Source organism: Methylophaga sp. F-2 (assembly GCF_056859315.1).
In genome coordinates, this window is record NZ_JBSXOF010000019.1 from 308,057 (window position 1) to 321,563 (window position 13,507).

General features: G+C 41.9%; 9 protein-coding genes. All 9 read right to left on the bottom strand.

Annotated features, from left to right (window positions below; translation table 11 throughout):
* Positions 1-14 precede the first annotated feature (14 nt).
* Positions 15-419 (bottom strand): DUF3653 domain-containing protein, encoded by a 405-nt coding sequence (locus tag AC13DA_RS10850; protein WP_482945944.1) that lies wholly within the window; start codon positions 417-419, stop codon positions 15-17.
* Positions 420-895: 476 nt separating this feature from the next.
* Positions 896-1,963, bottom strand: coding sequence for a calcium/sodium antiporter (locus AC13DA_RS10855; protein ID WP_284451186.1), 1,068 nt, complete (start codon positions 1,961-1,963; stop codon positions 896-898).
* An 11-nt stretch (positions 1,964-1,974) separates the two neighbouring features.
* Positions 1,975-4,491 (bottom strand): protein translocase subunit SecD, encoded by a 2,517-nt coding sequence (gene secD, locus AC13DA_RS10860; RefSeq protein WP_284451185.1) that lies wholly within the window; start codon positions 4,489-4,491, stop codon positions 1,975-1,977.
* 64 nt (positions 4,492-4,555) lie between these two features.
* On the bottom strand, positions 4,556-4,876 hold the full coding sequence (locus tag AC13DA_RS10865; RefSeq protein WP_284451184.1) for a hypothetical protein: 321 nt from the start codon (positions 4,874-4,876) through the stop codon (positions 4,556-4,558).
* 277 nt (positions 4,877-5,153) lie between these two features.
* Positions 5,154-5,843 carry an HNH endonuclease gene (locus tag AC13DA_RS10870; RefSeq protein WP_284451183.1) on the bottom strand — a complete coding sequence of 230 codons (690 nt, stop codon included), beginning with the start codon at positions 5,841-5,843 and terminating at the stop codon, positions 5,154-5,156.
* 55 nt (positions 5,844-5,898) lie between these two features.
* Positions 5,899-9,081, bottom strand: coding sequence for a type I restriction endonuclease subunit R (locus tag AC13DA_RS10875; RefSeq protein WP_482945945.1), 3,183 nt, complete (start codon positions 9,079-9,081; stop codon positions 5,899-5,901).
* Positions 9,081-10,094: an SIR2 family protein gene (locus tag AC13DA_RS10880; protein WP_284451181.1), complete on the bottom strand. Its 1,014-nt coding sequence runs from the start codon at positions 10,092-10,094 to the stop codon at positions 9,081-9,083. Before AC13DA_RS10880 ends, AC13DA_RS10875 begins: the two co-directional genes overlap by 1 nt.
* Positions 10,095-10,103: 9 nt before the next feature.
* Complete coding sequence (locus AC13DA_RS10885; protein WP_284451180.1) at positions 10,104-11,402, bottom strand: restriction endonuclease subunit S; 1,299 nt, start codon at positions 11,400-11,402, stop codon at positions 10,104-10,106.
* Positions 11,389-13,149, bottom strand: coding sequence for a type I restriction-modification system subunit M (locus AC13DA_RS10890; RefSeq protein ID WP_284451179.1), 1,761 nt, complete (start codon positions 13,147-13,149; stop codon positions 11,389-11,391). The genes AC13DA_RS10885 and AC13DA_RS10890 overlap by 14 nt, the downstream gene beginning before the upstream one ends.
* Positions 13,150-13,507 lie beyond the last annotated feature (358 nt).

The following is a 13,507-nucleotide window of genomic DNA, read 5'->3' on the forward strand; positions in this document are numbered from 1 at the left end:
TATAGGCTCCATTTTTAACCAATTCGACGATTTGGAAATTTTAAAACATTGGTTTGTTGAATCGGTTTTCCATCAGGGGTGAGGTCAATTATCTGTTTATTGAGTTTTTTCACTTCGACCTCAAGTGTGTTAATCATCGACCGTAATAGTCGAATCTCTCTTATATCTTCGGCGGTGTATTTTTCTCCTTCTGGTGTAATTAAAAAATCCTCTCTAAAACGCCAGCCAACAAAACAAGACCGCAGAGAGAGGTCAGGCAATTCGCCTGATATTACTCTGAGCAGCTCTTGAACTGCAAAAGGTGCTTTTACTCGGTCATTATCCCAACGGTTGACCGTGGAAAGATTAACCCCTAAATAGTCGGCGCACGCTTGGCGAGAAAGGCGTGCTTTGTGTCTTAAATCTTGAAATTTTCCCATCCTAAAACCTCGCAGGGTTGCGCATTTTACAGGGAGTGAGCGCTTAATTCTAAAATTATGTAATTTTTTTTGTGCAATTTGCACAATTTAACATAATATATATTATGCGAACTTAAGTAGGTGCAAAAACGAGAGCCGAACGACTCGACTTTTAAGATGTTCAAATCCGCTTCTGGTCTATTCTTATAATATGCGTTATGACAAATCGATCGCTGTCATTGAGGATGTTTCTTGTGTCGTTTTGCAGGTGTTTAAAATTTAAAATCTGACATTCATTTCGGGTAATTACCCTGCAGATTTTTAAATTCAAAAAGTGGTTATTCAGCACTTTTTTGTCTGCTTGTTTTATTTATTAGATGTCACATTCTGGTTAATCAGAGATCCAAACCAATCATTAATAAATAAATGTTAGTAAGTCCAGATGGACGATTTTGTATTCTGTAATAGTTGTCTCAAACCGGACTTACTAGCATTGGTTATTTTTTCTGCTGCTGCATCAAATCTCTTACTAAAGTAAAACTGACATAAATAAATACAGCTGGAATTAAGCCATAGATTAACGCCTGTTCTAATATGGTGACGACGTTAGCCTGAGTAACTACTAAAATCATGTACGAAACATAAGATGTATATAAAAGAAGGAATAAAAATCCCTCAAACCGGGTTAATGCGGCACCCACAAAAAATAAAGGTAGACATAACACTGAAACAGCCAACATGACAGGTATATCTAATGTTGCCAATTGTGGGCCAGCAATTAATGGTTCTGGTGAGATGAGTCCTGCCAGGCCAAGCACACAGAGGATATTGAAAATATTACTACCGACAACATTACCAATTGCAATGTCTCGCTCCCCTCGTATTGTTGCCATAACTGAGGTCATGACTTCGGGCAATGATGTGCCCACAGCAACAATGGTTAGTCCGATAACAGCTTCACTAACACCTAATCCTGTAGCAATGCTAATCGCACTTTGTACTAACCAGCGAGCACCTAACACCAGTAATATGAGGCCGACAACGAAATACAATACGCTTTTCCATGTCGGTGTATTCCCGGAGAGTAATTCATCGATTTCAGCTATTCCCTCTTCATCATTTTGCTTTTTACCTTGGATAAACAGAAAACCGGTGTAAGCAAGTAAAGCTAAAAACAAAATGGCTGATTCCCATCTCTCAAGTAATCCATTCCATACCATGACCGTCGCTATGGCAGATACAGCAATCATAATAGGCACATCCTGTCTGATAAGCTGCTTGGAAACGAGTAATGGGGATATGAGTGCGGCCAGACCAAGAATGAATAGAATGTTAAAAATATTACTTCCAATCACATTCGCAATAGCCAGCTCTGCCTGGCCGGACCAGGCAGATTTAACGCTGACAGCGAGTTCAGGAGCACTCGTTCCAAAGGCGACGACGGTTAAGCCAATGACTAATGGCGGCACACCAAAACTACCGGCAAGCTTGGCAGCCCCTTTTACCAGCATATCCGCTCCAACAATGAGCAGTACTAAACCACTTAACAGCAATAGCCAAACCATACTTATCCTCTCTAAGGAATTTGGGCCAACTTCTCACGCATTTCTTCTGTCGTTGGTCTCAGCAGTGCCAGACCTTTTTGGCTTCTGCGTTGACTCAAGAAATACAAAATAGGTGCCGCAATAAATACTGATGAACTTGTACCAATCACTATGCCAAAAAGCATAGGTAAGGCAAAACTTGAAACGGCTGACCCGCCTGCTATTCCCATCGGTAAAAGTGCCAAAAATGTGGTAACAGACGTAAATACCGTCCTGGTTAATGTCGACGAAATACTCTCATTCATCATCTGAATAATCGGTTTGTCCGGTGTGGCCCGTATGCTTTCTCGAATACGATCAAACACCACCACTTTATCATTGATGGAATAACCGATAAGGGCTAACAATGCCGCCACTGCCGTCAGATTAAATTCAACACCTGTTAACGCAAAGAAACCAATGGTTTTAGTTAAATCTAAAGCAATCGTTAATGTTGCAGCGATAGCAAAATGAGATTCAAACCGCAGTGTCAGGTAGATTAACATCCCTACCCCAGCTAACAAGATAGCCAGGATCGTGTTATCGGAGAAATGTCCACTGACTTTAGGGCCTACCATATCGACTTTAGGAAAGTCAGCATCAGGCTGAATAGTCAGTACGGCTTCTTTTAAATCATTAACTTGCTGTGATGTGGCACCAGGGTCAGTTGATGTCACAGGCAGCCTGACCAGAAAGTCCCCCGCCTTCCCTGTTTCCTGAATAAGGGCATCTGATAAATGGTGAGTTCCCAGCGTATTTCTGATTTGTTCAACAGATAAATCTGTGGCGTGAACCTCAACTAATGTTCCCCCAGTAAAATCAACGCCATATTTCAGACCCGGCTGAAAGAACAACACCACAGCAGCAATAGACAAAATGGCTGACGTTGTCAGGCCTGCATAACGCCCACGCAGAAAATTAATGCCCTTATCACTTAATCTATCTAAGAAATTGAAACCGTTGATCTTTAAAGGCTGTTTTTCTTTACCCCGAATAGACCATTCCATAAGTAATCGTGTCACGGCAACGGCAGTAAACATTGAAGTCACCAAACCGATTCCTATCGTCACAGCAAAGCCCTGAACAGGTCCTGTGCCAAACATAAATAACAAACTTACCGCGATAAGCGTCGTTAAATTTGAATCCAGAATGGTGGTATACGCTTTGTCAAAGCCCTCACGAAGCGCTTTCCAGGCTGCTTTACCTCGCTTTGATTCTTCCCGGATGCGTTCATTAATAAGAATATTGGCATCCACCGCCATGCCAATGGTCAGGATAATTCCGGCAATACCAGGCAGGGTTAGTGTTGCACCAAGTAAACCCAGTGCACCAAAAATCAGGCCTACGTTAATAGCAAGACCTGTACACGCGATAAGCCCCCATCTGCCATAGATTCCCAGCATGAAAATCACTACCATCGCTGCACCTAACAGGCCGGTTGTTAGCCCCATTTGTATGGCATCACTGCCAAGATCAGGACCAACGGTTCGCTCTTCAATCACATGTAATGGAACAGGCAAAGCCCCTGCCCTCAATAATAACGCTAAATTATTCGCTTCAGAGGTAGTGAAATTGCCACTAATCTCACCGCTTCCACCCGGTATTTCACTACGAATAACAGGGGCTGTAATGACTTTCCCATCAAGCACAATAGCGAGTGCACGCCCTATATTGTTATGGGTCATATTGCCAAATAATTTGGCGCCTTCACTATCAAGCTTGAAATTAACTACGGGTTCGCCGGTTTTCTGATTAAACCCTACCTGAGCATCACGTATGTGTTTACCTTCCATGGCCACCTGAGTTTCGAGACGGTAGCGGCTATCCGTATTGATATCGGGGTAAGTCACCGTATTTTTTGTTGTATCAGTGGCTGCCCAATGAAATGTCATTTTTGCCGTGGTGCCAAGCAGTTCACGAATCTTAGTAGGATCTGCCACACCCGGCATTTGAACCAGAATATCTTGCTTGCCTTGACGGGTAATACTCGGATCAACCAGTCCCGTCTCATCAAGGCGTTTTCTGACCACCTCAAGACTTTGGTTAACAACATCCGTGACAAGTGATTCAACCCATCGTTGATCTAAGCTTATTTGAATCCCGTCAATTTCTTTTTTGATGTCAAAACGTTTTTTGCCATCTGTTGAATTACGCGCTAATTGACTAGCAAGTTCAATGGATTTATCGATGTCCGCGCTTTTACGAATGGGTATATATAAACCTGACTCAGAAATGACAGGACTCGTGTAGTAAATCCCCTGCTTTTGCAACTCGCTGGTCAGCTCAGACTGCAGTAAGTCATATTGTTTGTTTAATAACTCTTTTGTGTCCGCTTCCAAAAGCAGGTGTGAACCGCCCTGTAAATCTAACCCCATAGAAATGGTCGTGTCGGTATACCAGGCAGGCAGTTTTTGAGACAAGGAATAAGGAAGAATGTTAGGTAAACTGCACAGCAGCCCGAACACAATCAACAAACCATAAACAATGGTCCGTGAAGACAATGATTTCATGAAAAACCTCTAACGTTTTCGAAATAAAAAGCCCTGGCCAAAGGGCCGATTTGTATGGACGAAACTAAGCTAGAGGTGGCGCTCTCAAAGGCGGATAGAGGTAATAATGAGAAAAAGGCGTTGCTTCTGTAATGTCTTTAAATACAAAACAGACTGAACCCCAGTTTTTCGGATGTTGATTTTGTGAGTGACAAATAGCCCACAAAGGTAAGTCAATATCAGGAAAAAATGCTTCAGCAGACTGATGTTTAATTTCAGCTATTCGAAGAAAGTATCCCTGAGTATTAAATGAATCAAGATGACTAATAAGCCCGTGATTAATCTCATTGCTTGAGTCGCTTTTAGCATAGGAAGCTATTGGCAGAGTCAGCAACAACAACGACAAGAAGCAGATCCCAAAAAGGGATAAGACATAGCGTTGAGAGAGAGCTGATTCGGATTTATACATGACTGGATTAGAGGTACAGGGATATACCATTAACAAGATGGCGAAATCGTATCACGTTTTTATTCAAGTCTGTTTAATTATTAATAGACACGATTAGTAAGCATCACACCGCGTTATTCAGAATGTTTTTTTGTCGATTTTGGTGAGGCTCGAAATTTAAAAACTGGTGATGATTTCGGGAATACCCCTGCAGAATTTAAAATTCAACAATCGTCTAATAAATGCTTTTTAGTCTGTCTATTAACGAATCCAGTACACGATGTTCCATATGTATTTGGAATTTATCCGCGACGAGTTCTTGTAATTTGATCGCTGTGGTTATGTAGCTAATTTGTTCATCAATGGAAAATCTGGTCCAGTTCTCATTACTTTTACGAGCATTGTGTGCTCGGAGTAATAACTGCAAATTATCTGGATGATGCTGACCAGACTCTGATGCATTTAATAACGACTTGGCATGATCCACTTCAAAGTCCAAACCAAAAAACGCTTTAAGTTGTTTGGCTATATTTTCAAATTCAGTCAATCGATACCGTTCATGCGTCGATATTGTATTAAGTGATTGCTTGATAATGTCATCACGTTTTAATGGCGCAATATCTTCTTCTATTTCTTGTGCTTGGTGGATTTGTCGAAGCGGTTCAGGAACAAAACGAACACGTTTAGGTTTATCGCTGGTATCGATTTCGACTAAGTCATCATATGCACCACGACTTAATGCAGAACTGATCCTTGCTGCTATCTCTCTGATGCCTGTGGTGTCATTAAGTTGATTAGCGGCTTCTAACTCGGCTTTTTCTAAAAGGTCTGGGTACATCTCACCAAACTTCTTCGCCCAGTCCGAGACAATGACCCAATCATCAAATGTTTTTAATGCTTCTAAATATTTATCAATTATTCTCATTATATGTATTTGTTTTTTTGTATATTTTTAAACTACTATCTTCCTCGTAAATTATTTATTTACTCCATGAGTTAGATAACGTCTCCGCCTGTTTTAATATCATTTCAACTGCCTCAGCTGACTTATCAGGTGGATATTTGTAGCGCTGTAAAGTGCGGCGTACAAGGATTTTTAACTTGGCGCGAACGCTGTCACGTACTTGCCAGTCAACCGTGGTCGATTTTCTGAGTTTGTCAGTAATTTCGACGGCAATCTTTTTTAGGATTTCATCTCCAAGTTCACGCACTGCGCTTTCATTGTTGGCTAGAGCATCATAAAACGCGATTTCATCTGGATTTAAGCCCAGTTCAGCCTCGCGCATTATTTCGTCCTGAAACTCTTTCGCCATTTGAATGAGCTCTTCAATTACCTGAGCCGTTTCAATGGCGCGGTTATTGTACTTTCTTAAAGTTTCTTGCAAGCGGTCGGCGTATTTTTTTTCCTGCACAACGTTATTACGCGTTTTTGACTTGATGTCATCTTTCAATAGTTTTTCTAGTAGCTCAACTGCTAGGTTTCGCTCAGGCATTCGGCGAACATCTTCTAAAAAATCATCCGACAACAAACCAAGGTTAGGCTTGTCCAAGCCACAAAGTGCGAACACATCAGCAACACCTTCAGCGATAATTGCATTATCAAGGATCTGTTTCAGTGCAGAGTTTTTCTCTTCCTGAGTGCGCTTTTTATCTACGCTAGTAAATTTGTTGATCGCGGCCTTTATAGCAGAGTAAAAGGCAATTTCTTTCCTTAACTCTTTGGCCTCATCTAAGGTACTGCATAGTGAGTAAGATTTTGTCGCTGCCAATACTAAATCTAAGAAACGCTTTTTGCCATCCTCTAAGCCGAGTACATAGTTGGCAGTAGGCACCAATAGTTTGTGCGCTTGTGTTTCATAACCCGAAATGTCCAAACCATCAGAGTTTGGTGTTTTACCGAACATGCCACGGATAGCATCTATTTTTTCTAAGAGGATTGAAAAAGCTTCTTCTGCATTGAGCGTTGGCTCCCCTTTACCTTTTGAGTCCGTATAGATTTTTAATGCTTGCTTAAGTTCATTGGCTATACCAATGTAATCAACGACTAGACCGCCAGGCTTATTTTTAAATACGCGGTTCACCCGAGCAATTGCCTGCATCAGGTTATGACCTTTCATTGGCTTATCTATGTACATGGTGTGACAACAAGGCGCATCAAATCCCGTCAACCACATATCCCTTACAATGACCAACTTCAGAGGATCATTGATATCTTTAAAGCGTTTTTCTAAGCGTTTTTTCGTTTTTTTGTTATAGATATGGGGTTGCAGAAGTGGCTTGTCCGAAGCTGATCCTGTCATAACAATCTTAATGGCCCCTTTTTCAGGATCATCTGAATGCCATTCAGGGCGCAATGCAACAATCTCATTATAGAGATGCGCACAAATATCACGGCTCATGGCAACTATCATGGCTTTACCATCCATAGTGGCATTGCGTGTTTCAAAGTGTTCGATCAGATCCGCCGCTACTTGGCTTAATCTGGGTGTAGCACCAACTAGCTTTTCAAGACGACTCCATTCCCCTTTAGTTTTCTCACGATTACTGAGATCCTCTTCATCCTCGACCACTTCATCTACTTGAGCTGACAACTGAGCGATTTCAGCATGGTTCAAATCGAGTTTAGCTAAGCGTGATTCATAGTAAATAGGAACGGTTGCACCATCATCAACAGCATCTTGAATATCGTATATGGACACATACCCACCAAATACGGCACGAGTGTCTTTGTCTTCTTGTGAAATGGGGGTACCGGTAAATCCAATAAATGATGCAAAAGGTAAAGCATCGCGCATATGCTTTGCGTAACCAAACTTATATTGGCCATCAGCACTTAGTGTCGCTTTGAGGCCATATTGACTGCGATGTGCTTCATCCGAAATAACGACTATATTGTGTCGTTCATTGAGTATTGGGTGGTTTTTCTCGTCATCAAGCAAGGCAAACTTCTGTACCGTGGTAAAAATAATACCGCCAGATTCACGCTCGGCCAGTAACTGCCTCAACTCATCACGATTACCTGCTTTGACCGGAGTTTGCTTGAGCAGCTCAACGGCGTTGCTGAATGTTTCAAATAATTGGCCGTCTAAATCGTTGCGGTCAGTCACCACAATCATGGTCGGGTTATTCATAGCCTTTTGCTGGAGCAACTTACCAGCATAACAACACATAGAAATACTTTTGCCACTTCCTTGCGTATGCCAAACTACACCGGCTTTTTTACTACCAGGTACAACTTCATCAGCATAGGTTGCCCGCTTCTCGCTTACACCATCTACTTGCTGCGCCGCAATCACAGTCGCCTTTACCGCTTCACGCACAGCATGAAACTGGTGGTAACCAGCAATTTTTTTGATGATAACGCCCGTGGCCTGATCAAGAGTACCGTCTGTTTCAAACAACACGAAAAATCGTATGTAATCCAGCAGCAACTCACGATCAAAGAAACCCCGAACCATGGTTTCTAATTGCCACTCCAGTAGCGGTTTGTCATCTTCATTTTTAATGGTGCGCCAAGGCATAAAACGCTCTTGGTTAGCTGTTAGAGAGCCTACCCGAGCGGTGTAACCATCACTGATGACTAATGCCTCGTTAAAAATGAAAAGGTCGGAAACTTCATCTTTATAGGTTTGCAGTTGATTAAACGCATCCCAAATGTCAGCGTTTTCATCGCTTGGGCTTTTCAGCTCAAGCACAGCAATCGGTAAGCCGTTGATAAAACAAAGGACATCAGGTCTGCGTGGCTGTTTAGCACCAGTAATCGTGAACTGATTAACGACTGAAAAGATATTGTTGTTTAGGTTATCGAAATCAATGATAAATGCATGGTCAGTTACTTGTTCGCCATCGTCCTTTTTGTATTCAACAGGCACGCCTTCCAATAACAATCGGTGAAATGCGCGGTTATTGGTGATTAAATCCAAGCTTTCGGGCTTTAAAACAATCGCTTTAAACTGCTCGAAGCAATGATCTATTTGTGCAGCAGGTAGGTGTTTATTGATCGTTCCAAATGCCGCTCGAAGTTGACCATCCAATACCACTTGAGCGTAATCATTGCGTAGTGGGTTGGCGCTATCTGGGGCTATATTAGGGCCATGCAAAACTTCCCAGCCACCCTCTTGGAACCAGTCTAAACAGAGGTTTTCTAGTTGTTCTTCGTTCATTAGTTTAGTCCCTCTGATAGTTTCTCCAGTAAGGCTTCTATTGATTCATCATGATCATCGGTATACCAAATTGGGTAGATATTGGCCTCCGCTAGTTGATCTCTTCTTGCGAGCCTATCTTCACCTTCATTTAGCTTTAAGAAGGCATAATGGCGGGGAACATGTTCATGCCCTCTACGTGCGACGATGCGGGCTAAGCATTGAACCGTTCGATCAACGGTAAGGCTGCATCCTAAAAACAATAACGTACGATTGCTTATTGCCTCAATGACAGATTCTAATGCCTGTTCATCGTGATAGTGTTTATCATATTCATCTTTGGTCAGTATGCGATTGCGGGAGGAGTTTGCTTTTCCATGCAGCTTTACCAGTACCCGCTTGTTTTCTCCCAAAGCTCTTGGAAGCTCTTCAGCAACAGGGCCGAGTAATTCTTCATCAAAGTTAAAGTTAGCATTCTCATAGCAACGATTTAGCACATTATCAAAATTGGTTGTTACCACTGCTTGTTTAAATATCAATGGCAAACGTTGCACCACACCACAAATTTCTTGATTAGCACCGAATGCGTTTTCTACATATTCAAGAAAACAGCCCGATGGTAAAGCATCACTAAGCATTTGCGCCGCTTCTTCGTACTGACCTTTTGCTATCGCCTCATCAAAATCCGTTTTACTGACTTTTGTTTCATCTAGCACTTGATAAAGAAAATTTGTCCATCCCGGATAGTCGCTAGGCATTGCCATATCCGCACCAACAAAAGGAATAATTGCACCACGAGCATATATTTCTTTGAGCTTATTAAATCGACGTTGGTTATCGTAAAGGACTAGTATTTCATCCGCACGACTCAGGTTGTCTTGCTGCCGCTGTTGCAGCCACTCATTGAAGGCTTCTTGATATCCTTCTTTTTCAAGTTCTTTCAGAATATTGTCGCGTCTGAAAGAATAACCAGCAACATCCACTTCGCCTTCTTCATTCAGGTAATCGTGGAATTGAGGAATCAGATATTCCATTATTATCCCCTAAATCAACTTACCAGCTAGAAGTTCAGGAAGAAGAGCATCTCGAAGATTCGAAAGGGCTTCACTTTCAGTAACATTTGAAAAAATACTTTCGAGAACCGAGTTCGCATGCCAATTAAATTCGGTTAAAATTTCATCAGGTGGGACTAATACTTCGAGCGTTCTTAGAGCCTTTAAGGAAAGATATTTTTGAGTTGTGCCTGCCATCCTTGCATCTAAGTAGCTCTGCATTTGCTCGGACTTTAATAACATAAAGAAATAACTCCTTATCAAAGGCATCTCTGAAGTTCTAAAAAGACCGACATTTTTGATTGCAAAATCAACTTTATTTTGAGAGACGAGGTAAGCAATGCCAACAGTCCCAATCATTGTAAGTAAAATGTCACCTTGGGAAACGTTGCTTCGTTTATTGATTTTTAAATAATCTTCTTCAGATATTAGATATGCATCTTTTAGTGCGAGAACACCTGTCGTTATGTGCTTCGATGTAACTAGTGGGTAACCGACTTCTGATCGCCTTGGTGAATCATGAGTACCATCTCTTACATCCATAATTTCGCCACTCAACTTGACTTCCCACCCCACTGGTATTTCCCCAAGCTCAGAGTCTTGCATTGCAGCAGGAAAGAGCGCGGCGGTTTGGGCGAGTTTGTTAAATGCCCCGGGATTGCTGGCTTTTAAGCTGTTAAGTTCATCAAGGGTTTTGGCAGAAATAACACTCATAGCAGCGAGTTCTGTATCGTCTGCGCTGCCACCCGCTGCCAAAGCTTCAATTTTGGCTTTGACCGGATCAAAATCGACAAACCAGCTTTTGAAGAGCGCTTGAGCGATTTGCTCTAAGGTTTGACTGGCTTGGGTGTTGAGTTCAATTTTTTCATCAAATTTTGAAATCCAAGAACCAAGTAATTTTCTATCATCAGAGTTTTCTGGAATTCTAATAGCAAGTGCATGTGCATTGTCTCGGTTAAGGCCTGGAACAGCACTATCAGAATTCATGTGCTCTAAGCCCAATGACTTCAACAAATAATATGCAAAATACAATTCCTCTATTGAATCTTTCTCGATATAGAATGAAGTATCGATTGGCCAAAACTCACCTTTAGAAAGGTGTATCGCTCCAACGCTGCCTTTTCTTCCAATAATTATCCCGCAACCTTTTACATGTGGAGTATTATGATAATCAACGATGCCATTTGATCCATAAACTGGCACATTGCCATTTTCTCTGTTCCTTTGTGGCAACGATTTTCCGTAAACAAACGGGCAATATTCACCAACTGTTGTATCAATCCATTTCATAACCAATCCCCGCAAGATTATCCTTAATCGCCTTTTCTAGTCGGTCAGATTCATCAAACTGCGACTTTAATTGTGCTGTTAATCGCTGCATTTTCTCTGGGAATGGCTCACTATCTTCCTCGGCATCGGCTGCGCCAACATAGCGCCCTGGTGTTAATACATAATCATGCTTTTGCATGTCTTCAAGTTTTGCGCTGAAGCAAAAGCCTTTTTCGTCCTGATAGTCAGTACCAGACTGCCAAGCGTGGAAAATATCGGCTATCTTGGTAATATCACCGTTGGTAAAGTCGCGCAACACGCGGTCTTTCATAAAACCAAGGTTACGAGCATCAACAAACAATGTTTCGCCACGGCGATCACGCTTACCTTTTTGACCTGGTGACGTGCCGCCTTTTTTGTTTTTAGTTAAAAACCAAATACAGGCTGGAATTTGCGTGTTGGTGAAAAGTTGCCCAGGCAAAGCAACCATACATTCGACTAAATCAGCTTCAATAAGCGCTTTGCGGATCTCACCTTCGTTATTGGTATTGGAGCTCATCGAGCCATTCGCCAACAATAAGCCCATAGAGCCGTTATCGTTAAGGTGGTGCAGCATATGCTGTATCCAGCCATAGTTGGCATTACCTTGCGGTGGTGTGCCATATTTCCAGCGAATATCGCCCTCTAATTTAGCATGCCACCAGGCTTTAATATTAAACGGTGGGTTGGCCATGACATAATCAGCGCGCAGGTCAGGGTGTTGGTCATCTAAGAAGCTATCGGCGTTCTTTTTACCAAAGTTAAAGTCAATGCCGCGAATAGCCATGTTCATAGCGGCCAACTTCCATGTAGTCGGGTTGCTTTCTTGGCCATACACAGAAATATGTTTGCGCTGTTCACTAGCGTTGTAATGTTTATCGGCGGCATGAGATTCAATGAACTTATCGTTACTCACAAAGAAGCCACCGGCCCCCATTGCAGGGTCATAGACTCGGCCTTGATAAGGCTGAAGCATTTCAACGATCAGTGTAACGATACTTTTTGGAGTGTAGTACTGGCCACCTTGTTTACCTTCTGCAAGGGCAAATTGGCCCAAGAAGTACTCGTAGACATGCCCCAAAATATCTTTGCTGTGTAGATCCAACTTTTTACCATTGTATTCAGGGTTACGGAAGCTGGTGTCAGAGAAGCGGTTAATCAGCTCAGTAAGGTTATGATTATCCACTTCATAACGGCTGATGCGAGGCAGAACCCCTTTTAGCTTGGGGTTGGCCAGCTTATCGTCGATCTTATAGGTTTCGATTGCTTCTAAGGCATTGTCGATGAGTTTAGAAATTGAGCTAAGTTTAAAAACTTCTTTTTCACCATTAGGCCCGGCTGTTTGAATCTCAATTTCCGTACCAATAGGCAATGCCGCAGTACTTTTAAGAAATTCCCAGCGTGACTGTTTGGGGACCCAGAAAACGTTTTTCTCTTGGTAGTATTCGTGCAGCTCTAACTCTGCGTTTACTGCTTCGTTGTATTCTTCGTCAGAGTCGTAATCATCATGAGGCATAAAGTAGATGTTGTCGTCGCTATCGTCCTGAGTAAACAACTGACGTAACTCATGTTGGCGCTCTTCAAATGCGTCTGACACATACTTTAAAAAGATGATACCGAGCACAACATGCTTGTAGTTGGCAGCATCCAAATTGTTACGAAGCCTGTCCGCAGCTGCCCAAAGTTTGTCGTCAAGTGCGTCAAGAAAATCTTTTTCTGCATTATTCATTTTATTCCTTAATTATTAATGCTGTGTTGGTTAGCTACCCTTTATATATGTATTACTGCTCACAATAGTTACCCAACCAAATTTTATTCATATCACCAAATAACACCCATCATTTCCTACTGCTTCAACTCACTACATCTCATCTGAGTAGACTATGTAGTTATTCAAAATTTTTAGGATACGAGTCGTTTGGACTAATTACATAATTAAAACCTCTATCATCAGGTTCCATAAACGTCCAAGGAGCATACCATGTGATAGAGATTTATCTAGCACTTTGCTTCTTCAAATTTATGCCTACAAATCTATCATTACCACGTCATCACGACCTCCCGAACATAGACTGCTTCTTAACCAT